This window comes from Polynucleobacter sp. AP-Capit-er-40B-B4 (assembly GCF_018882245.1).
Classification (GTDB): Bacteria; Pseudomonadota; Gammaproteobacteria; order Burkholderiales; family Burkholderiaceae; genus Polynucleobacter.
Window position 1 is genome coordinate 1 of sequence record NZ_JACVOV010000004.1, and the last position, 26,059, is coordinate 26,059.

Sequence of the window (26,059 nt, forward strand, 5' to 3'; positions counted from 1 at the left end):
GTCATTTGGCAGGTTAACTGCATCAGTGCTACCCACTACTCCGTTGACTGGAGTTGGTGGTGTCAGTGTTGCAGGCGTGATTCCAGTTGGATTGGTAGAAGTAAATTGAGTGCCAGTACCATCATCTAGGATAGTTCCTAAACCAATAGCCGCTACACCGCCAGTATTCGTTGCTACTAAATTGAAGGTTTCGTTGTTATCTGCTGAAGCGTCATTAGTGATCGCAACGCGAACTAGTAAAGCGTTGCTACCACTAGGAATTTGTACAAAGCTACCTGGCGTGTAATCAACCCAAGCAGTGCCATTGAAGTACTGTAGAGCTGTAGCGGTATCAGCGCCCAATGTGGCATTGAGGCTCGGATTAGTCGTAGCAGCCAAAGCAAGGCTGACATATTGACCAGTAGTTCCCGTTACGGTAAAGACTGCGTAAGGCGAACCTTCATTAATGACGAGGTTATTTACAGCGAGTGGACGATCGTCGTTTGGCAAGTTCACAGCATCAGTACTGCCCACTACTCCGTTGACTGGAGTTGGTGGTGTCAGCGTCGCAGGGATTAGCCCGGTTGGATTGGCAGCAGTAAATTGAGTGCCAGTACCATCATCTAGGATAGTTCCTAAACCAATAGCCGCTACACCGCCAGTATTCGTTGCTACTAAATTGAAGGTTTCGTTGTTATCTGCTGAAGCGTCATTAGTGATCGCAACGCGAACTAGTAAATTACCACTGCTATCCAAGTTCACCGCTGCACCGGTGTAAGCAACCCAAGCAGATCCATTCCAATATTGCAGCGCTGTACCGGTATCTGAGCCCAATGTGGCATTCAGGCTCGGATTTGTAGTTGCCGCTAGAGCCAAGCTAGCGATTGCTTGATTGGCTGCACCTGATACTGTAAATACAGCATAAGGTGAGCCCTCATTAATAACGAGACTATTAACACTTAGAGATTGAACCACCCCTTGATCATTATCTAAAACTGATGGCAAGCCATTGGTGCTGGGAGTTTCTGGCGTGCCAATAGTATTGCTGGTGCTAAATAAAGACCCAGTACCATCATCTTTAATAGTGCCAACACCAGTAGCAGTTGTGCCATCGGTATTGCTTGCTAATAAATTAAACGTTTCAGAGTTGTCAGAAAAACCATCATTCGTGATAGCAACACGTACCAACAATGTCGTTCCCGTATTTGGGATCTGAACATAACTACCGGGCACATAGGTTTGCCAAGCAGTTCCATCGAAGTATTGCAAAGTTGAACCATAATCCGATGAACTCGCCGTGCCATTGGCCGTCGAAAGTTTGACATACTGCCCTGCTGCACCGGTGACTGTAAATACTGCATAAGGGGAACCTTCGTTCACCGTCAAACTATTAACCGCTAGAGGGCGATCATCACACAACTGAGTCAAACTTGGGTTTGTGAGTGTAATAGGTTCAACGCAAGCCTCAGCTAAATTACCCAAGAATTGGGTTTGAACATATTGTGTACGATCAGTAGTAGTTCCGTCAGCAAATGCACCACCTGGATTATGGCCAGTAGCACTAATCACGCCAGAACATCCGAATAAGAGAACAGAACTAAAGTGGCCGCCAGTCTCCACGGTAAAGGCTGCTTGGCCCACGATCGAACCCGCTGGGGCTGTTGGAATTAATAGGTAGTAGTTTGTACTCGCCGTGGAGATACCAAGCATACTTCGACTGTCTGCCCCTGCGGCTAATACGCTGCCATCTTTAAGAATCATATTAATGGCAGAGGTGCCATAAGATGGGTATATCGCACTGTTCTGCGCACTAAAGAACTGCACATTACCTAATGAAGTTCCCGCTGCACCAGTGGTGTCACGCATTGTTGTCCAAGTAGGCACCGCCCCAATACTGCCCTGACCTGCTGCTCCAGCTGGGTTCGAGCCGCATACGTAGACATGACCATCGCTACCAAGCACGAAATACGTCACATCACTCATACCAATTTGTACAGCCTTGACACCTGCCGGTAATGGACTTGCCATAAGGGTTGCAGTTATTCTCGTACTAACACCGGAGCCATCACCTAAATACGTACGCGCACCCCATGTATAAAACTGACCAGTGCTTGCGCTATATGCAAATGCAGTATTCTGGAAATACTCTATATCCGTAATGCCTGTAATTACGGCGCCATTAGCATCTACTACTTTAGTGAAATCACCCGTACTTGGATGACCTGAGTCTGCTGATGCCATGGTTACTGTACGAACCGTACCATCCTTCATCAAGAACAAAACGCCTGTATAGGATGCCGTCATGGACTTCACATCAGCCGCAACAAACTCCGTCGGTGTGGCAATTTTTTGGAAGGCATAGCTTGCGTTATAGCTTGATGACAAGCCAACGCCTGGAGTACCCCAAGCATACAAGCCATCAGTGGTCAACATGACGAATTGATCGTATCGCGTCGAAGGAACGGCTACATCGATAATGGTGCCGGTGTAATTAAAGCCATTTGCGGCATTAACCAAGATCGGAATGGTGACATTACCGCCAGTTGCTGAGGCATTCTCACCCGCGACGTAATAACCACCATCAGCGGATTTATAAAATGCGCCGTGGAATCCAGAAATAATGTAGCGCGACTTATCAAAGTCGGTTTGACGCCAAGCATCTAGTGCAGCCTGTTTTTCTGCAGCAGTAGTTGCATTTGCAAAAACTGCTGATGCGTCAACTGGTGTAACGTCACCGGTATAAATAGTGCCAGTGCCATCATCCATAATGGTTGCTGTAGCAGAACCTCGCAACTTGCCATTTGGATCGGTAACATTTAAAGTAAACGCCTCAGGACCTTCATAGGTACTTTGATCGTAAAGGGCTACTCGAACCAATAGATCGGCAGTAGTGGGGATCGTGATAACAGATCCACTGGTATAGTTAACCCAAGCACTACCACTCCAATATTGCAATGTGCTGTTTAGATCATTGCTGCCGCTGTCGGTAGCACCGATAGTTGCGTTACCAATAGGTCCGCCTGCAGCATACGTAGTGGCAACCAGACTTAGTTTGACATCTAACCCATAACCGCTATCCACTACAAAAGTGGCATAAGGAGAGCACTCATTAACAACGATGTTGCTGATTGTGACTCCCACCACAAGATCATTATCCAGCGCTACAGGCAAGTCACTTTGACTACCGATTGCATCAGCAACGCCTGTTGTATTGTTAATGCTAAATAAACCGCCCTGAGCATTATCAAGAATTGTTCCTGTGCCAGCGCTAGTGTTACCGCCCAAGGCAGTAGCTACTAATTTAAAGGTTTCGGCATTCTCGAGAAGATCGTCATTAATGATTGCAGCACGAACAAGCAGTTGACCGTTACTACCTGCGTTCACCGTGCCGCCTGAATAAGTAACCCAGCCAGCACCCCTGTTGTACTCTAATGTAGTTGATAAATCAGTTCCTAGCGTGGCATTGGAGCTTACATTAGTGGTGGCAACCAAAGACAAGTTAGTCACTGGCTGATTTGCAACACCCGTCACAATAAATACTACATATGGGGAATCTTCGTTAACGCTAACACTATTTACAGTCAGAGTTTGATCATTGTCCCTGGCTATTGGTGCGCCATTAGTTCCTGGTGCATCCGCTGCACCAGTTACATTGGCGCTACTAAATAAATCTCCCGTTCCATCGTCTTTGATAGTTGCAGTACCAATAACTGCAATCGTGCCAGTATTGGTTGCTGTTAAGGTAAAGGTCTCTCCATCATCTGCAAATGCGTCATTAGCGATAGTTGTTCGCACCAATAAGGTGGTGCCAGTGCCCGATGCACCGGCTGGTATTTGGACATAACTACCGGCCGTATAAGTTTGCCAAGTTGTGCCATAGAAGTATTGCAGGCTCGTAGAACCAAAGTCTGCGCTACTAGCCGTCCCAATAGCTGATGCAAGTTTTACATACTGTCCAGTAACCCCTGTTACTGTAAATACAGCGTAAGGCGATCCTTCGTTTACCGTAAGATTATTAATACTCAGCGCACGATCATCATTAAGCAGATTAGTGGCATTCGCTGCAAGTACCACACCACTCACTGGGGTTGGCGGTATTGCTGTAGCAGGCGTTAATCCCGTTGGATTAGCAGAAGTAAATAAGGCTCCACTGCCATCGTCTTTAATGGTAGCAGTGCCAGTTGCTGCACCCCTTGGATCGGTCACGGTCAAAGTAAAGGTTTCGCCGTTATCGGCGAGAACATCATTAACAATTGCTAACCGGACTAGCAACTTGCCATTACTATCAAACTTAGTCGTGCCATTGGCATAAGCTACCCAGGCCGTTCCATTCCAGGATTCCAATGTAGAACCATAATCAGCGCTCGATGCTGGATTGGTTGAACCACCATCCAAAGTTAAACTAGAGAGAACTTGATCTGCTGTACCGGTTAAATTGAAAACGGCATAAGGAGATGCCTCGTTAACTATGATGTTGTTAATTGTTAGCGGTTGAATTCGATCGCTATCTAATGTTGCTGGTAGACCATTTGTGCCAGCCGTCTCTGCAATACCCATTGTATTGGATGCACTAAACAAACTTCCAGAACCATCATCATTTATGGTCGCTACACCTGTAGCTGAAACATTACCAGTAGTTGTCGCAATGAGGTTAAAGGTTTCACTGGGATCCCAAATCGTGTCATTAATAATGGTTGTGCGGACCAAAAGCTTGCCCGCGCTCGCAATTTGGATGAAATCACCAGTGTTATAGGTCTGCCAAGTGCTGCCGTCAAAGTATTGCAAGCTTGAACCATAATCCGCCGAACTGGCGGTGCCATTGGATGTTGCAAGCTTAACAAGCTGACCAGAAATACCCGTTACTGTAAATACAGCATAAGGCGAACCTTCATTCACCGTGAAACTGTTCACGGTTACCGGACGATCATCATCGGGCAAACTAGCTGCATTAGCAGAAGCGACTACGCCATTGACTGGCGTTGGTATCGTGGCAGTTTCAGGAATTCCATTTGCTGGGTTGCCAGCTGTAAATAGCGTACCTGTACCATCATCCTTAATAGTGATTGTTCCTGCGGCTGTCGCGCCATTCCCCGAGCTAATATTCACAGTAAAGGTTTCGGTACCCTCATTGAGCATGTCATTCGTGATTGCTACACGCAACAAAGTTTTGCTCGCAATAGACATGTTTCCGTAGACGGCTGCCCATGCACTACCATTCCAATACTGAAAGCTGGTTCCATAATCTAATGAAGATGCTGTGCCAGCAGTAATTGAAATACTAAAAAGACCGTCGTAGTTATAAGTTGTGTTTGAGCCGCTTTTGCCACCAACTACACTAAATACCGCATATGGTGAACCTTCGTTAACCACTACACTAGTGATTCCAAAATCTCTGTCAAGGGTAGCCGGAGCCCCATTCGTGCCGGGCGCATCCGCTACACCAGAAATATTACTAATACTAAATAAACTTCCGCTACCATCATCCATGATGGTAGCGATCCCACCGATGCTATTGAAAGTGCCGTTTGTATTTTGAGCAAGTAATTTAAAGGTTTCACCATTTTCGCCAACTGAGGCGCCGGTATCATTTTTAATTTCGACCCGAACGAGTAAAAAATCGCCATTCGGTATCTGGACAAAACTACCCGCTGTATAGGCCACCCATGCAGTGCCGTTATAGTATTCCAAAGTAGAACCCGTATCAGTACCAACTGTTGCTGTTACTGAGGCCAAACTCAAGCTAGTGTATTGGCCAGTGACGCCAGTCACTTCAAATATTGCATACGGTGAGCCTTCGTTCACTGTCGGGCTGGTCACACTTAATGTGCGGTCATCATTCAGTAGAGTTGATGCATTGGCAGCCAGTACCATACCCGTAATTACTGGCGTTGCTGTAGCTGGTGTATTACCGGTTGGATTTCCAGATGTAAATAGTGTGCCAGAGGCATCATCTTTAATCGTTGCCGTGCCCGTTGCAGTTTGGTTTGCTGAACTTGATATCGCTGTCAGAGTGAAAGTTTCACCATTATCAGCGGTAGCATCATTAATGATGGCCGTCCGAACTAATAAAGTACCAGAGCTATCTAAATTCACAGTACCGCTGGTATAGGTAGTCCATGCAGTCCCGTTCCAGTACTCCAAGCCTGAACCAGTTGCCGCGCCATAATCTATGCCACTACCCTGTGCCGGCGTAGTTGAACCATCAACTAAAGCAAGACTAGACAAAGCTTGACCGATCTTACCTGTTAGCGTGAAGACGGCATATGTAGAGGCCTCATTCACAGATAGGTTGTTGACCGTTAGTACCCGATCATCATCTAAAGAAATTGGTAAGTCGGTTTGGCTTCCAAGTGCATCAGGCGTACCTGTGGTGTTGGTGATACTAAATACGTTACCTGTAGCATCATCTTTAATCGTAGCAATACCAGTTGCCGCACTACCATCTGAATTTGTAGCAAGCAAATTAAAGGTTTCGCTACCCTCGACCAAAAGATCATTGGTAATTGCGATACGTACCAATAATGTTGTGCTATTTGCTGGAATTGGGACATAGCTGTTGGTCACATAAGTTTGCCAAGCGCTACCATCATAGTATTGCAAGGCGGAACTAGTATCTACTCCAACCGTGGCTGTGCCATCGGTTAAAGATAGCTTCACATATTGACCAGTAACACCGATCACAGATAGGATGGCATAAGGTGAGGCCTCATTTACCGTGACGCCGCTCACACTTAAGATGCGATCATCATTGCGCAAGCTGGCTACATTGGCCGCCAGTACGACGCCCGTTGGGGCTGCCAATGTAGCAGGAACACCAGCTGATGGACTAGCATCTACAAATACTATGCCCGTACCATCATCCACTATAGTGACAGTTCCCATTGCATTACCACTGGCAGTGTTTACTGCCGTGAGTGTTAGGGTTTCGTTGTTATCAACAAAACTGTCGTTAATAATTCGTGTACGAACTAACAACTTACCAGTACCGTCAATCGTAAGGCTGCCGCTAGCGTAGGAGGTCCAAGCTGAACCACTCCAATACTCTAAGCCCGTACCGCTTGCAGTGCCGTAATCAATTCCAGCGCCTGTTGCTGGATCAACTGTACCAGCCGCTAATGTTAAGCTAGTGATGACTTGAGTGGCGGCACCGGCAATCGTAAATACAGCATAAGATGATCCCTCGTTCACCGCTAGACTACTTACTGTCACGGGGACTGTAGTGCCCGCAGTAAACATGAGGCCTGAACCCTCAGCAATGGTTGCGGTTCCCGTCTTCATCACGCTACCTTCAATATCAGCAATATTCAGGAAGAAAGTTTCGTTCGGATCAACTACTGCATCTGTTTTGATTGGGACACGTACGTTTAGTTTTGTACCTGCTGTGACAGTTAAAGCGGCATTGGCGGTATAAGCCAACCAAGCTGAGCCTGTCCAATATTCCATAGTGGCGGTGAAGTCGGTGCCTGCAGTTGCGGTGCCCGCAACCAAGTTCATCTTAATTGTCTGTGTAGTGGCAATATCAATCACGAACACAACAACTGGTGAAGTCTCGCTCACCGTTACATTGTTTATCGTGATGCCAGTGTCATCACATAACTGAGAAGGCGTAGGATTAGCTAACGTAGTTGTTGCAATAGGTGCGTCTGCTATACCTGTTATGGATGTCGAGGTAAATGTAGCAACTGTAGTGGAAGTTCCAACGGAGCCAGCTGGTTCGCCAGAGTAACTCACCACATCAGAAGTGCCGTACGTCATAGCCGCACTAAAATAGCCGCCAACATCGATTGTGTAAACCTGCTTTCCCGCAATTGATCCCGCAACTACTGTAGGCTTAGTAATATTTCCAGTGGCGGTAGTACCTAATTTATTTCTAAGGCCGCCACTACCAACTGCTAATGCAGTGCTATCTTTAAGTATTAATGCAATTGCATCACCGCCGTTATTATTTTCTGCGCTATTTTGCGCGTTAATAAATTGAACACTAGTTAGCGAAGTACCTACCGCGCCAGTAGTGTCGCGCATCGTTGTCCAACTGGTGAGCGCTGTGGTGTTGTTTTGACCGGCAGATCCACTCGCATTAAGGCCACATACGTAGACCTTGCCATCGCTACCCAATACAAAGTAAGTTCCATAGCTCGCACCGATCTGAACTACGCTAACACCCACAGGAAGTGGATTTGCCATTTCTGTGGCCTGCGTACGAGAGGTAGATGCAGTGCCATTACCTAGATAAGTAGTTGTTCCCCAGGTGTAAAACTTGCCAGAACTAGCACTATAAGCAAAAGCAGCAGTTTTAAAACTTGAGCCGGCAGAAAGCTCTAAATTAGTAATGCCAGTGAGTGCATTTCCGGTGGTATCCACTACCTTAGTAAAGTCTCCAGTAGCCGGATGTCCTGATGGATATTGGCTGTCAGTAGTCACTGAACGAACCGTTCCATCCTTCATCAAAAACATCGTGCCAAGATAGGACGTTGTCATTGATTTAACATCAGCCAGAATAAAGTCGGCCGGTGTAGTAATTCTTTGGAAGCTAGTGTTAGTGGTTAAGGCCGTTGGAATACCAATATCTTCAGCACCCCAAACATATAAGCCTGTAGTTGTCAGCAATAAGTATTGATCTGTAGAGCGACCAGAAACAGCAACATCAATTATCGTACCAGTGTAGTTATAGCCATTTGCAGCATTAACCAATAATGGAGTTGCTTGATTAGCGCCAGTTGGGGAAGCATTTGCTCCCGAGACGTAATAAGCACCATTATCAGCCTTAATGAATGCGCCTTGATTACCTGCAACAATGGCATTTGATTTATCTATTGTTGCTTGGCGCCAAAGCTCCAATGCAGCCTGTTTTTCAGCTGCCGTGACTGCAAGTGCATACGCAGCTGAAGCATCCGTTACGGTTGCATCACCGGTAAATAAACTTCCGGTACCGTTATCCATGATGGTTGCAACACCGTAACCAATAGCATTACCACTGGCATCAGCAACCTTGAGTGTGAATGCTTCAGGACCTTCGTAAACTTCTTGGTCATAAACTGCTACACGTACCAACAAAGTGGTATTTGTAGGCGTAGTAATTGTGCTTCCATCTACATAGTTAACCCATACGCCACCATTCCAATACTGCAATGTATTGTTGATGTCATTTGCACCATCATCAGTTGCGCCGATAGTGGCATTTTCTGTAGTCGCACTTGCAACATAAGTCGTTGAGACTAGACTGAGCGTAACCTGCTTACCAAAAACTTGATCGATTGTAAATACCGCATAAGACGAACATTCATTCAGAACAATAGGCGTAATGGTGGCAAAGGTACTTCCAGTTCCGTCCTCAACAATTGTCGCGGTACCCGATCCTAAAAGAGCGCCTCCAGCAGCACCAGTTAGAGTGCGCGCCTGTAACGTGAAAGTTTCAGCACCTTCAGTAACAGGCGTTACTTCATTGATGATAGCTATTCGCACGCTCAGTGTTTGACCGGCGGTCATGCTGATACTAGATCCGGCAGTATAAGCAACCCAGGCTGCTGAAGCCGTATCCCAATACTCTAGACCCGCACCAATATCAGTAGAGGATGCAAACCCTGTACCCGAGCCAAGGACTGTACTCAGAAATACCGCTTGTGTATTTGGTGATGTAACGCTAAATGCCGCATAAAGTCCGGTCTCATTGACCGTTACATTGCTTACTTTTACGCGATCATCATTTGGAATGCTTGTGACATCAATAACTGCTGTAGCTGGCGATGATGTTGTGGCTAGACTCACGCCATTGACGCCTGAAACTCCAGTTGCAAACATAGTGCCTGTGCCGTCATCCATAATGGTTGCAGTACCGACCGAACCAGTTCCAGTGGTTGGTGTTGCAGCCATGCTTCTTGCCGTTAGGGTGAAAGTCTCACCAGCTACAGCCTCGAGTAAAGCATCATTGTTAATGGCTACACGAACCAATAAATTGGCAGATTCAGCTTGTGTTGCATCGCCATCACTCGGAATCTGTGCATAGCCACCCGCTGGGTAAGCAACCCATGCCGCGCCATTCCAGTATTCCAAGCTATTGGTGTAGTCACTATTGGCCGTAGCCGTGCCAGCTGCCAATACAAGACTTACATACTGACCTTCTTTGCCGCCAACTGTAAATACGGCATAAGGCGAACCCTCATTTACTGTAAAAGTATTAATGGTTAATGCACCATTAAATGGCAAGCCTGTACCATCATCCATAATGGTAGCCGTTCCAATAGTTGCTACCGTGCCAGTATTTGTGGCGGTCAGCGTAATGGTTTCGCCATTATCAGAAATCACGTCATTGGTAATGGCTACCCGTACTAACAAAGTACCTGTAATGGGTATTAATACAAAGTTGCCAGCTGTATATGCCTGCCATGCTGGCGTTGCCGCAGTGGCATTGAAAAATTCAAACGCAGCTGTGTAGTCCGTGCCAGATGTTGCAGTACCGCCTAATGAAAGCTTGGTATATTGCCCTGCTCCACCCGTAACAGTAAATACAGCATAAGCACCAGATTCCGTGACTGAAAACCCATTCACCGAGAGTGGGCGGTCATCATTCGGCAAACTACTTGCGCTAGCAGCTGCCACCATATTGTTAGTGATCGTTGGTGCCGTTGCCACAACTGGGGCGCCGCTTGTAACAGTACCTGTATAAAGAGCTCCCGTACCATCATCATTAACCGTTGCTGTCCCCACTACTGCTACACCGCCTGTTGGTGTTACGGTTAAGGTGAAGGTTTCACCGTTATCTACAACAGTGTCATTAGTGATTGGCGTGCGAACCAACATACCTGCCGTGGTTCCAGTACCGGTTGTAGTTGCGTTAAAAGCACCCGTATAACTTACCCAAGTGGTACCGCCATCCAAAGAGTATTGAAGGTTGGTAGTTGTAGCGGAGCCAAAATCTGTGCCACTATCCGTAGCAGTAATACCAGTTAATGCCAAAGTCATATTTTGACTCTGCACAGCCTTCACGGTAAAGAATGCGTAAGGCGATCCCTCATTCAATGTAGGACTGGTTACAGTAATATCATTATTCTTCGCAGCAGCAGAATCGACTCCACCAGCCGCAGTAAAGATCGTTCCCGTACCATCATCCTTGATGGTAGCTGTGCCAACTACAGCCGTTCCACTAGTTGGCGTTACCGACAAAGTAAATGTCTCACCATTTTCTGGTGTCACATCATTATTAATAGGTGTGCGTACCAAAAGTCCAGTAGTTAAACCGGTACCGGTTAATGTGGCGGCGAAAGAAGCGCTATAACTTACCCAAGTAGCACCACCATCAAGCGAGTACTGAAGATTTAGGGAGGCTGTAGCTGATCCATAATCAGTTCCAGCGCCTGTTGCAGTACCAGCAGTCAGCGCCATAGTCATGGTCTGGCCCTGCGAAGCCACGACAGTAAAGACTGCATAAGGTGATGCTTCGTTCACAGTAATGCTGGTCACTGAAGTTACACCTAAGTCACTCTGCCAATCACTAGCGACCAAGGCTTTAGCATCGACAGCTCCGCTTGTTGTCTCTAGCACCCAGTTGCCATCTGAACCGGTGACGTCCGTTGATGCAGCAATATCTGCGCCAGTGAAAGTGGCCAATGCATTGATCTCTGCTTGGCCATTACTATCATTAGTGACATTACATCCATAGAGGAGTAAATCACCAGCTTCATTCAGACTAGTTTTGACACTATTCCAAAGGGCTGCATTTTGATCTAGGGCATCCAAGCTTAAGACTTGGTCTTTGAGACTGATCCAGCCCGGTCCACCATGGGAGAGGATATGGATGGCATCGTAATCAGCGTTGTGCTGCTGCAGGAATGACGTCAGTTGCTCTACTTCGTTTTGAGTCGGATCTAATACTAGTAGCGCTTTATCGGGAGCAATGCGACTGATATTGGCTAACAAACTTTGTAGGTTCTCTAGCGAACCATCTATGACGATGAGCTCATTGCGATCGCCTGCTGGCTGAGCAAGAGCTAAGGCACCGTCAACCAGCCCAGAAAGAGAAGCTACTGCTTCAATCTGGTTTTTATCAATAGCAATTGGAGTATCTGTTACTTTTGCAACTGTATTAGGTGTTGCTGTATTGGCTTCTGGTGAAGCTGTAGCTTTATCCGTTAGCGCATTCTGAGCATCTTTTGTGGCATCTATTGCGGTAGCAACTGCAGCACCGTCAAAGAGCATTCGTGGCTCAAGGGCAATCAGTCTAGGCTTACTAGCCGATTTATATTGTTTTTTTGCCTGAATGCTTTTGTTGCCAGTGGTGCGTTTGCTCATTGTCTTTTACTTACGAATTTTTATTGTTACGATTTATTTGCTATTAGTACTTTTATTGCCGGTATTGCTTGATGCGCTATTTGCTGTACTTGGTGCGTTGGTGACATCTGGATTACTTGTGGTTTCAGGTGGATTAATTACCAACACTCCACTCATACCAGCGCCAATCTCTTTGAACTCACCATCAATCACAGCGGCAACCTTGATGGTTTGACTCACCGGGTCAATCTTGCCGTTAACGCGAGTAATTTTTGCTGGGTAGGACTTGCCTGTTTCATCCAACTTAATCTCAAATTTGTAACCTGCAGTTAACCAAGGCGACCATTTGGATGGCGCTACAAACTCCAACTCCAATGCACTGTTATCCAAAATATCGAGGAGTGGCTGTCCTGCTTGAACGTATTGCTGTGCTCTTACTTTTTGCTCAACAATCAAGCCACTATAGGGAGCCAACACATTGCAGCGTGCCAATACTGATGCGAGCTCATCATTTTCAGCTTTCGCTTTGAGGTACTCTGAATACGAGTTCTCATACTCAATGCGCCCTACCGAACCTAATGCCAATAATTTTTTATTCGTTTGGTAATTGCGATCAGCAATACTTAAAACTGCTTTGGTTTTTTGATATTGAGCTTGTTGGGTAGCACAATCAAACACTACCAGTACTTGCCCCACCTTAAATGCTTGACCTTCTTTAAATGGCAGCTCAGATATTTTGGCGCTTAATTCTGAGGCTATTGAGTTATAGGTAACCGCTGATAATTGCGCACGGATATCTTGCTTTCCAGCATCCAGCGCAGACTCATCCATGCTGACTTCTTGCGAGGCAGGGGCTACTTTGTCGGAGTTCGTAAAGACATGCCATGGTCGCCACTCGATCATCACAATTACAAAAACTACAGCAACCGCTGCGGGCCAAAAACGCTTTACGTTAATCATATAAACCTATCAAAATCTGGTATTTAATGTTTGCAATGGGATTACTTATTTTTTGCAATCACAGCGGCATCCTGTGAAGAGCTAGACTCACGGCCGGCCGGAGCTTTTGGATTTGGCGCTGTTGATGGAGATGGTTTCCATGCCTTGAATAAATCCCCCGCTTTTGATGCCACATCACCCAGTGATGCACTATCAGCAGCAGTAGCAGCGGCAGAGCCTGAAGGTGTCTTCCATGCCTTGAGCATGTTGCCTACAAGTGAATTCACCTCACGAGTTGCAGGACTATCAGCAACGTTGACCGCAGGACCTGCTGGTGTAGGTTTGGTTCTTGGAATATTAGAGGTTGCACTAGCTACTGGTGGATCAACCGGAACAGCGGGCAATATTCCAGAGTTCCACTCTTTAAATGAGTCTTTTACCTTGGCGGTCATTTCAGTCAAAGTAGTCTCATCTAAGCTATCAAAATGGGGCTCCATTCCGGTAGTAGCCTGCATCTTGCCGCTTGCAGCAAATAATTGAGACAGCGCCTGATACTTACGTAACTTACTCACAATGTAAGAAGCATCGGCGGCGACTTTTTCTGCTTGGCTTGCAGCGCCTTCTTTGTACTTGGCTGCAGTCACCTTGGCAATACGACCATCCACAGCGTCGATCTCTGAGGAGCGTGCATACAAACGACTGCTATTACCCAACTGAATCTTGGAGAGGTGTACCTGGCTAATAATCGCCATCTGTACCATCATGCGTTTTTGCGCAGCAAGCTCTTGGTTTTGCTCAGCTAAATTAATGGTTGCCGGAGCGCTTAGCAGATTCCATAAATTAAAGCTAACGTTAGCTGCACCCTCTACCCAATTCTTATTGATGTAGTAGGTGTTATTCGAGGTTTGCGGCCCGATGTTAAATGTTAGTCCTGGGAACAAACGCAGCATTGATTTGCGCGTTTCCTCTACAGCAATACGGGCGTTATAGATACTCTCTTTAAGGTCTGCATTGGCAACGATTGCGCGCACCTCAAACTCTTCTGTCTCGGCATGGTTATAGGCATTTGGTACAACCAAGCTATCTGGGTCTTCCAGCTTCAAATTTGCTTTAGCAGGCAAATTGATTAATTGATTCAACTCCACTTTGGCGGTAGATAACTCTAGATCAATGGTTTCTAAAATCTTGATGTTATCGAGTAATGCTTTTTGATATTTCAAAGCATCCAGAGGTGGTTTTAGACCTCCGCTCTCTACCTTATTGGAATTCTTTAAAGCCACATTGGCTTCGGCAATAGTGCTTTCAATATCTTTCTTGAGTTTTTGGGCGGCGGCGGCACGCAAGTAAGCGGCCTGAATATCTTGCACCAAAACGTGCATCGTTCTTCTGCGACGCTCAGAAGCAACAATAATGCGATCGGCATTTTGACGCGCATTGAAGTAGCTCACACCAAAATCCAAGAGACTCCAGCTCAGCATTAATCCAGCCTGACCATACTGCTTATCAGAGTTTACGAATGGCTCAGCAGATCCAGATGGGTTACCTGAATAAGCACCAGTAGCATTTGTAATGAAATAGTTATTACGATAGTTATATCCAGCAGAAGCCAAAACCTTAGGCAACATGTCATATTTGGAGACATCATAGGTACCCAGTGCAATTGCTTGCTCTAGTAACTTAGAGCGGTGGTCTAAGTTGTATTTAAGGCCGCGGGCAACTGCTTCATTGAAGGTTAATAAATCACCCACTGGCTCAACATCCTTTTGCGCCTTAACTCGGTCTTCTTGCAATAACGCTTGCTGCTCACTAATCGTTAGTGGCTTTGGCATAAAGCTACAACCAGACATGCCGGCTGTAATCAAGGCCATAGAGACTGCAATAGTTTTTCTTTTGAAATTCTTCATATTGATAACAAGTGGGTAAATCATTAAAAAGGTAAGTCTGCGATGGAAATAATTGATAATTCGTCGATTGATACAAGCAACAAAATCAACTACTTTTCATCATTTTTTTGGTAGAAATTGATGTTAATTTAGGTAAATTTCCATTGGTATCAGGCGATCGGCTGTTTGCCTAAAGGCTAATAACTTTTGCCCTTATGCCTATTGGGATTCGACCATTGGGGTGGAAAATAAAAAATAAATAATTGATCGTTTACCAAAAATTCGATGGTGCTTAGTGCAAGGCAATAGATCTAGGTAATAGTGCTTATTTGGTAACAACCATTACCTTATTACTTAAAACGGAGTTACCCCGGGCAAGTGTCAGCTTCACGGTAATTGGTAGTGTTACCTCTGAAATCTTCGGAATGGCAAAAGTTCTATTCGCTGCATTAAATCGAATGCCTGCTGGCAAGCTCGACCCATCTTCAAGAGAAGCTTGTAATGTCGATCCATTTGGCAGCATTAATAATTTATGACCACTAAAGGATGCAGGTGCTCCAGCAACAGATACGTGCTCGCCAGTCATCTCAATCAATTCTTGGGTAGTTTGATCTGGCACAGGGAACTTCATCGATCCAGATGACGGAACTGGCAATGCATGCAGATATTCACCAATGTTGTCGTTATCGCGAACATACAACATCTCACCCTTAATCAAGTGATTTGGCTGTGCTGGTGTTTCAGCACTTTGCACTATGGTTTGAGTAAATTGCTGGTGCGCAATCAAAACCATATTGTTGAGTTCTTGAGGTGCCTGCGTATTTACTGCTGGTGCTTCAGTTATCTCAAAAGGAGCATCCACAAACGTCACTATATAGTTCGGGTTATCAGCAGACAAACTCGACTTATATATTCCTAGTGTTGATCCGCTACCTAATCCAGATAAACCCAGATTATCGCCAGCAGCAACACCAGATTGAGTGTACTTCTGTGTTTGAACTGCTCCATTTGCGGATACAGTTTCCCCAATAGCAGTTACTGTAGCCAGCGCTTTTGCCACAGGAATAGTGCCGCCACCATTGCCTGTTGCCACAATCGATGGAGTAACGCCATTGCCCCCTGCCGCAACAGCGCCTGTACCTACTAGGTTTGAGCTAACGACATAATAGTCTCCACCGTTATACCCAGCTAGCGTTGTACCGTTATTAGTAATCGTCTGTGTACCTGCATTTGGAGAGCCTAGTGTCAAACTAGTAGCACCAGTTACCGTTGTGCCTGCAATCACACCGCTCAGTGCAGTTGTGTTTGGAACATTAGTTAAACCGGAATAAGTCATTGCGCTTGGAGTCGCAAGAGCGGTTAGTGGTGCTTTATCAATAACAAGCGAACCGTTGACATAGGTAATGTCATAGTTTGCGATACCAGAACCTGTTGCATTAGAAAGTGCATCAACATATATGCCGGCATGAGTACTAGTTGCAGAACCCGATACCCCTGTTAGAGTATCCGTTCCGAAGAGGGTGCCGGTACTGGTATAGCCATTGGTATAAGAGGTATTGTTAAATGTAATACCAGTAGTACTATCTCCAGTAATCGTCAAAGGCGCTTTTGCGATTGTTGCAGAGCTCGATAAATTGGGTACGGATAGCGTGTAATCAGAATTATTGATTGCTAGGCCAGAAACTGTGGCAGTTTGCGTCCCAGCATTGGGACCATTAAACGTAAACGTTCCAGTTGCTGAAGTGGATCCTTGGTCAACCGGAAGAAGTCCATTTAAGGCTATCGTACCAGTGGCAGTGGTTGTGCTGTCATAGGGCTTGCCAGCAACTTGCGCAACTCCAGTAATTGCTAACGGTGTTATTGCAATTGAACCATTTGTAATGGTGACATTGTAATTACTCAATACGCCTGCACTAGCAACCGCTGACAGAGTATCCGTCACAGTTCCATCAGATACATGCGTTGCTTGCGCACTTCCAGCAACTGTAATTCCCTCGCTATTGACTACGCCACTCAATGTATAAGTATTGGTTTGGGTGTTACCGTTATACGGCGATGTTGTCACTGCACCAACAATACTTAAGGCTGCTTTTGCCACAGGAATAGTGCCGCCACCATTGCCTGTTGCCACAATCGATGGAGTAACGCCATTGCCCCCTGCCGCAACAGCGCCTGTACCTACTAGGTTTGAGCTAACGACATAATAGTCTCCACCGTTATACCCAGCTAGCGTTGTACCGTTATTAGTAATCGTCTGTGTACCTGCATTTGGAGAGCCTAGTGTCAAACTAGTAGCACCAGTTACCGTTGTGCCTGCAATCACACCGCTCAGTGCAGTTGTGTTTGGAACATTAGTTAAACCGGAATAAGTCATTGCGCTTGGAGTCGCAAGAGCGGTTAGTGGTGCTTTGCTGATGACAATACCGCCATTGTTATAAGTAATAGAGTAATTGCCTATTCCAACACCAGTTGCACCAGAAAGATTATCTGTATAAGTACCAGCATGAGTTTGCGAAACTAGACCAAGAACGCTGGTTACGGTGTCATTGCCCAATAATCCAAGTTTTGTGTAGGTGTTTGTACGCAGCGTGTTATCAAATACAAAACTGCCTGTGCCGCCTGAAATCGTTAATGGTGCCGGCGTAATAACTACTGAGCCACCACCGTTGCCGGTTGAAACAATATTGGGGGTAACTTGATTGGTGCTGGTGTTAGCCAGATTAGAGCTGATGACAACGTAGTCTCCTGCATTAGGACCAGATAATGCAGTGCCATTATTGATAATAGTTTCTGTACCAACTGCTGACCCAGATAAAGACAGGCTTGTTGTTCCACTCACTACAGTACCACCAATAACGCCAGATAAAACAGTGGTATTTGGTACAGCAGTACCACCAGAATACATAGGAGAATTTGTCGGAGTTGCAATGGCAACTAGTTGAGCAGGAGTAATGGTAATTCCGTGAGGAATGTAGGTAATAGCGTAGTTAGTCAAACCAGAGCCTACCGCACTCATTGCAGTGGGAGATCCGTCCGTGTAAGCCCCTACATGCAACCCTGCTCCCAGCCCCGTAACACTCGTAACGCTATCAGTGCCCTGTAGTTGCGATGCACCGACGGTATAGGTATTGGTACGCGTTGTATTGTCAAATGTATAAGTAGCGGTGCCGCCAGTAATTGTGAGCGGCGCTTTGTTCACTGTCAGCGTACTAGGGACAACGGTGACGTTGTAGTTAGAAAACCCAGTGCCAACCGATCCAAGCAGGCTATAAGTTGAAGCACTTGCATTAATTGCCCCGATAGCAGTTCCAGAATAAGTAACGCCACCAAGACCTGACAAAGTTTGACCGTTCATCAGACCTGTAGGCACCGCTGTTGCACCTGCAGCAGTAAACGCAGCTGCGTCATATGTTTTGGTAACTGGATTAATCGCTATGATTAAGTTAGCTTGATTAATAACAGCAGTATTCACAATGGTTTGAACTGCAGTAAATTGCCCATTTGAAGTTACAATATCGCTATTTGTATTGCTAATTGCGCCTACATAAGTGCCAACGTTAGTTGTAGCGGTAGCGCTTGTAGTTGGGTTAATAGTAATTTCACCTCCGCCAACAATGCCATCGGTGTAGGTATTGCTAGTTCCAGTTTTGAGAGTTAGGTTACGCAAACTAACCCCATCACTAGTTACATACGATACCGATTCAATCGAACCAGGAACCACTGTTCCATAGGTGCTTGTGGTTGGATTCATCTTAATCAGCACTGTTCCAGCCGGAGTAATGGTAAATACTCCGGGGACATAACTAATAGCATAGTTAGCTAAACTGGTGACTCCAGTCGGGGTAGCATTAATAGCATAAGGGCTTCCTGCCGCTGTCTCACCAGCTGCTCGTCCCACGCTGTATGTAAAGCCGAGACTAGCTGCAGTATCACTTCCTTGCAGACCTGTTAGTTGAGCAGTTAAGACAGGATCAGTTTGAGTAACTATCTTACCGTTGTTGTCGGCAGTCACCACCAATGCAGCCTTCTGAATAGTTAATACTGGGGCATTAGCAGTGGGAGTGTAATTGCCAGCATCAACTCCAGCAGTTGAATAGCTTGCTGTGTAAGAACCCGCGTTTGTAGCGCTTGGAGTCCCTGAAACTACGACATTATCTCCAGCAATTAAACCCGTCACAGACGGAGCCGCTAACGATTGAGCCGCTCCGTTATAAGTCGTTGTTACAGATGTTCCTGTAATAGTCAAAGGTGCTGGCGTAATGTTAGCAGTTGTCGTTGCGGTAGTGCCGCCGGAAAGTTGATAATTCCCTGCCCCTGGTCCGCTAATGCTAATTCCAGAAATCAGTACGGTTTTTCCATCTGCAACATTCTTATCTGAGAAGGTGCCGGTTAATGTGGATGTATTAACTACAACAATTCCAGCACCAGTATCAGCAGGTAAAACGCCTGAATAAGAAACGTTGCCAGCATTTAATGTGGCTGCCGTAGTAGCGTCATACTGCTTGTTATTCGCGGTAATACCGCTAATAGTAATGATGGCTGGAGTAATTTTTAGGTAGCCATTTGTTAGAGTAGTTACGTAATCAGAAGCCGAACCCGTTGTGAATACAATGCTTAAATTGTCATTAATAGTGCTAACATTTTTTGCGCTAGCCTTGCCTGAAACCGTAATGACATCATTAGTCTGCAAACCCGTTGTTGTATAGGTGTTGACTTTGGTTGTAGCATCATAGGTAAACGTTGATTGCGCCCCCACAATACTCAAGGCTGCAGGTGTAATTCTCAAACTTCCATTGGTAATAGTGAGGTTGTAATTAGATAAATTAAAGCCTGTAGCGCTTAAGTTATCGGCAATTGCACCCTGCGCAACATGGGTCGCTACCGCATAGCCAGTTGCACTTGCCGTATTTATATCGTTGCCCACCAACCCAGTAAATACTGCTCCAGTATTGTTTTGAGCACTTGAGTTGTAAGTCAGGGTATTCACTTGCCCTACTAGGGTTGCGTTCACCTTACTAATATTCAAACCGCTATTGATATAGGTAATTTCGTAGTTTGATAAACCAGATCCAGTAGCGCCGCTTAGCGAACTTGTATAGACGCCTGCATTAGTTCCAGTAGCAACACCCGATACACCAGTGACCGAATCGGTCAAACCTAGCAAACCACTGGTAGTAAAGGACCCGGTTTGAGTGGCGCCAGTGTAAGCAGAGTTCGCTGTTGTAGATGTTATTGTTAAATTTGCTTTGCCAATTGTTAGGGCACCATTCACATAAACAATAGTGTAGTTAGACAACCCAGACCCAGTGGCTCCGCTCAATGAATCATTGAAGGTTCCTGCGTTGGTTCCCGTCGCAATACCCTGAACGCTATTGGCAGTAACAGCATCAGTTGTTCCCAGCAAACCAGAAACCGTATAAGAGGCGTTGGTTTGTGAATTGGCGTTATACGTAGTCGTTCTATTGCCACCAGTAATAGTCAAGGTGGCAGGATTTACGGTAACGACGCCTGGAAGATAGGTGATTGCGTAATTTGATAAACCCGATCCAGTCGCTAGTGAAGCCACATCAGCATAGGAGCCAACTTGCGCAATACTTGATCCAGATAAAGTAGTCCCACCAGAGCTAAGGGCACGAGTAACACCTGCCACTTCATCACCGGTAGACACTCCACCAATACTGGTAACTAATCCTGAAACAGAAACTGATGCACCAAGCAATGCGCTATAGGTAGAGGTGCCGTTGTACGAACTTATTCCGCCAGGGGCAGTTATTGTCAGAGCTTTAGGAGTTATGGTGTAGCTATTTTGATTGACTACCGGCGTGACAGTCACCGCACCATAGGAAGATAGGATGGCGCCAGTAGTAGATAAATCTGTTAAAGATTGAACTAAATTGGAATTACCGCCAACCCCAAGATTTGCGGAAAATCTTAACGAAGCCAGTACTTGTGAAGTGGAAGGCACAATAACCCCAAATCCTGCCCCACCCCCACCAGCCGATGTCACAGTAACATTGGTTGGATTAGTAATCCAATTCGTAGCTGTAGCGCCGTTGTAAGCGGTACCGTATTTCTGCTGATAGACGCCAACAGTAATTGTGATTGGCCCGCCGCCACTAAGAATATTACGGTAATTGACAGTATTTACCGTGGCGACATCTACTGAACCCATAACACCACCAATATTTCCGTATGAAACATTGCTGGTAGTTGAGGCATTGGAAGAATCGATTCCCACGGTTGCCGCAACAAAGTCGGATGAAGTACTAGGAGTTCCGGCGATAGATTGGGGTTGTGACGTAGAGAGCGCAATTACTCCACCGCCAGTATTAACTAATGTACCAAGAGCAGTGATTGAGCCATTGGTTACTGTACCAGCGGCAACTCCTAGTCCACCAGTAATACTCATGCCACCCGACCCAGAATCAGAAACGTTACCTGTTGCAGTGTTGCCTGTTGAAGAGATAACTACACCATTTGCACCAGTATTAGAAATGGCGCCAAGCACAGATACCGCACCAGCAGTTCCACCCGTTGAGGATGAACCAGAGCCAATAATGCTAATGCCACCAGCCGAGGTGATGGTACTTGTGGATGTTAAGTTAATCGATGATGCTGTATCGCTTTTTGCCGTCAAACTTACAGGACCAATATTTGCAGTTATAGCGGCAGTGTCGTTAATGCCAACACCTGTTCCAGAGGCAATAGCATTAATTCTCACTCCAGTGTTTCCAGCAAGCGTACCAGCAGTCACGGCGCCAGTAATCGTTACACCATTTGCGTTTGCAATAGTTGCTGTAGCATTAGAACCATTGGTATTGTCTATGTTGACATACCCAGTGACTGAAATTGCGCCGCCGCTATCAATAATCCTTGCACCATTAGCCTTTTGTACGAAATTAACTGCAGTGCTTCCGCCCGTCGCTACAGTTACTACACCGTAATTCACAATTACACCTTTATTGGTTGCACTTGTTGAATCATAAGTAATTGAACTAGCAACGCCCGTATTGTTTTTGGCGACTGAAATAGTATTGAAGGCAACATACATCGGCGCATTTAGTGATGTTAATTTAATGTCGCCGCCGCTAGCATTGTTGGTTACAGAACCAAAACCCGTATTGGTGCTGTAGGGCGACGCAGCATCAGTACCAAGCACTAGCGCATATCCCGCCCCTACTGTGCCAGGAATTGCTGAACCCAGGAATGAAACCGCTGTTCCACCACTCGCATAGTTAGCACCAGAATTGATAACATAACTTGTGCCTAAAGATTGGATTCCATAATAAAGGGTATTAGTGTCAACTACCGAGTTAGATGAGTAGCCAGCGATATTGATTTGATTACCCGTAATAGTCATATTGCGAGTGCTAGCGCCGTTATTAAAGAAAGTGCCCATGTAGTTAGCGCTTGCGCCTGATACGCCGGTAGGCCTTACTTTTCCAGTGATATTAACAACTCCGGAAGTGCTGTTAATTGTGATTAAGCTATTGGTATAGACGCCGGTAATATAACCACTAGTGATTGGCGTAAAGGTTTGGGTGCCAGTCACATTGATGTCTTGAGTAGCGCTAAGATTGCCCTCAACCCAAACGCCAAATCCACCAAGCGTAGTGTTCGCATAGCCATTAGCACCCTTCAGAGTAATGTTTTTGGCGGTAATTGAATCACTATTTCTCACGCCAGACTGAGCATCAGTAGCGACCACGTTGGCGTTGTACCCGGGTTTGATAGTGCCGGCATAAATCTGGCCATTCAACTCGGTAATGAAGCCGCTAGTTGTGCCATTTACGGCATAAGTGTTATCAAAGGTCACATCACCTGTAACATTAATCGCAGCGGTAGTGAGCGTGCTTGTTTTAGTACTTTGAATTAATCCACCGGCAGATTTTGCAATGATGTTCACCGCTGATGTACCAGTAGCAGTAATGCCGCCAGAAAGCAAAATACGCTGGTTTGATCCAGAAGTATTGTCTAGCGTTAAGGTTGCAGCAGTTCCAGAACTATTAGCAAACGTTAAGGCAGCAGATTGGGTAATCGTACCGTTAGTAATAATATTGACAGACGTACCAGCATTAATAGCGGCCTGAATGTCGGTATTTTTAATGTTAGTTGCTCCCGCAAGCGCCAATGCAGAAGCAAGTGTTGCTCCAGTTCCACTTGATGCGGTAGTAGTGATAGTTACACTAGTTGGATCTAACAACCACTCAGATGCCTTAACAATATTGCTTTCAGTCCCGAGCAAATCACCCGATGTTTCCACTCTGCTGCCAGTCAATGTGGAATTGCTGATTGCCGTAAGCGCTGAGATTGCACCAGTTGAGTACCCTTCGCGACCGATGACAACCATGCCATTCGCTGCAGTGATGCTGGAATTGTTAATTTGAATTTGGTCACCGAATACGACGATATTGCCGTTTGGTGCATTGATACCAGTTTGGCTATCAATAATGATGGTGTTGCTGGTGATGCTGTTATTACTGTTAATTGTTACTGCTGATACTAAATCTTGTACAAAGTTGAGGAGAGCTTGTGGGGCTGGAGGTGCTGTCGCAGGTGGCGCCAGGATTGTGCCGTTACCCAGATTGTTAATCTGTCCTAAGTTAAGTGCTCCGCCCTGACTTAACCCTTCTGTACTAATTAATGCGCCAGTTAAGTTGGTTTCAACTTTACCCGCAATAATAATATTGCCAGCGTTTCCAGATTTACCTAATGAATCAACAATGCCGTTAATAGTTGTTTTGCCGGCCGTTGAAACAATATTAATTGCTCCCCCATTTTGACCATTAGCTGAAATATAACTATTGGTGTTGATCGTAATATCGCCTGTTGCCAGGATATTAATTAATCCACCATTGCTGGTGTAAGTATTTCCATCAGCGTTTAATGTGTTTTGATTATTACCGCTATTTCCATTTCTGCGATTATTGGCAGTGGTGGTATTAACTGAATTTAAAGTGCTTGAATTCGTATTGCTTGAGTTGTTTGAATTATTACTACTATTTCCGTTTGAATTAATATTACCTAGAATATTAATAATCGCGCCCGCCAAATAAATATTGGAATTAGATCCGCCATTGGTATTGATAGAGCCATTGATATTAATGGCCTGGGCTACTGCGTAAACTGATCCTGCTGTGATGTTGCTATCAACATCTATCTGGCCATTGGTGGCAACCAGGTTTAACGCGGTTGCTGTATTTCCAGAGTAGATATCTGCCAGTATGCGGATAAGGGGGCTCTGACTCTGGGTACAGCCACTTGTTGTACATGCACTGCCTGTTGCATCCAGAGTAACGCTAGTGGTGTTAAGCGCATTACTGATGCTTGCTGCTGCTGCACCATCAATAATGAGTTCAACTGGGTCAATTACCCATCTACCAGATCTACCGTTGGAACTTGAAGTATCAACTATAAGTCCTTGTTTTATATCAACTATACCCTTTGAGCTGGTCTCAATAGAGCCGCCGTTACCACCCTGAGCACCGCCTCTAGCATACAAGCTACCGGCCACCGTTGTTCTGGTGCGTGACCAGATGTTAATCGTGCCGCCATTACCGTTTTGGATAGCCGAAGTGTCGATAATAGCCTTTGAAGCTACTGTAACTTCATTTGCTAAGTTATTGTTTTGTATTGCTTTAGTGATATTTTCAACACTTTGCTCATTGGTGTAATTCACACCAATGCAGATATCACCACCTGCTGTTGCGCCTGTAGCGCTAGTTCTTGATCCACTTGCCAGAGCAATGTTATTACCCCTGAGGCTAACTTTTCCGCCTGCATTTTGTGCAGAATTGGCTTCAATTACGCCGCTTTGATCGATTGAATCCGCAGTTAATGTAATTTTTCCGCCAGCGGTACTAATATCCGAGGCTGAAACAGTGCCAGTGTTCCTTACTATGGAACCCATGAGATTTTGAGCGGCATTTGCAGCAATAATCACCTGCCCGCTACCGGCATTAATCAGTAATTTATTCGAAATCAAGGAATTAACTACTGATGCATCTACTGAAACATTAACAAATTGGCTTCCAGAGAATTTAAGAGTAACTTTTTGACCAGAAACTAATGCAATCGCATTATTTCCACTCATCGTTGCAGTAATAACACCCGAATTTTTAACTTGGGGCGCCATTAAAGCAATATAACTATTAATATTATTACCAGTTATATTGCCTTTATTAATAATTTTGCCTGTATTACCACCTTCATATACTTGAATATCCTTTCCAGCCATAAAATCTGCTACTGAGGTATTCATCGTAGTTGCAACCATACCGCCGACATTTACTTCGGCGCCCTTTCCAAATACGATCCCATTATTATTTACGAAAATAACCTGACCATTGGCATTTACTGCGCCATTAATCATCGATTTTGAAGCGCTATTTACGTAATTTAATGTTGCTGCTGCAGAATTGGGTTGATTAAAGTTCACCTTAGCCTGTGAACCAACATCAAAACTATTCCAATTAACCACTGCTCTTTGGCTAGTTTGGTTAATGTTCATCGTATTTCCAGATGTGGCAATTGTTGCTGTGCCAGCGACCACTTGACCACCTGTTGGCAGCGCATTCGGCGCAGGCGCTGCGGCAATGCCCTGATGGGAAAGACCGGCAATAGCTAAAGCCGCCAATAACTTAGCGGCTTTTAACTGCGTTCTGTGCGAAGGATGCGTACTACGTGTAGTCAAATTGAGAATTTCTCTAATGGGCTAGAGAATTTACTGGAAAAAAATCATGCACAAAATCCTACGATCGTAGGAGTTTGTAAATTTATTTAATATTTTTTTATTTTTTTACTTCTTTATGTGCAGCATTTCATTGATTTGCCTTGCTGCCGTTCAGAAGGAATTGACGCACCTCTTGTGATCACTTAGTGCTAGCTAGCTTCATAATATTTTGTAAAGTTTTGATGATTTATTGTAAAGTTTATGAGCTCAATAAGATAAGGTTTGTCAATAAATGGTGACGACTCTCAGACCATCTTGGCAG

At 45.3% G+C, this 26,059-nt stretch carries 4 protein-coding genes; all 4 read right to left on the reverse strand.

Annotated elements, in window-relative coordinates; translation table 11 throughout:
* The coding region (locus ICN19_RS09385; RefSeq protein WP_216247366.1) for a DUF4347 domain-containing protein at positions 1-12,264 on the reverse strand (12,264 nt) is incomplete at its 3' end.
* 33 nt (positions 12,265-12,297) lie between these two features.
* Complete coding sequence (locus tag ICN19_RS09390) at positions 12,298-13,203, reverse strand: efflux RND transporter periplasmic adaptor subunit (RefSeq protein ID WP_216247368.1); 906 nt, start codon at positions 13,201-13,203, stop codon at positions 12,298-12,300.
* A 41-nt stretch (positions 13,204-13,244) separates the two neighbouring features.
* Positions 13,245-15,050 (reverse strand): TolC family protein, encoded by a 1,806-nt coding sequence (locus ICN19_RS09395; RefSeq protein ID WP_216247370.1) that lies wholly within the window; start codon positions 15,048-15,050, stop codon positions 13,245-13,247.
* Between the two features lie 340 nt (positions 15,051-15,390).
* Positions 15,391-25,758, reverse strand: a complete 10,368-nt coding sequence (locus ICN19_RS09400; protein WP_216247371.1) for a filamentous hemagglutinin N-terminal domain-containing protein — start codon at positions 25,756-25,758, stop codon at positions 15,391-15,393.
* Positions 25,759-26,059: the final 301 nt, after the last annotated feature.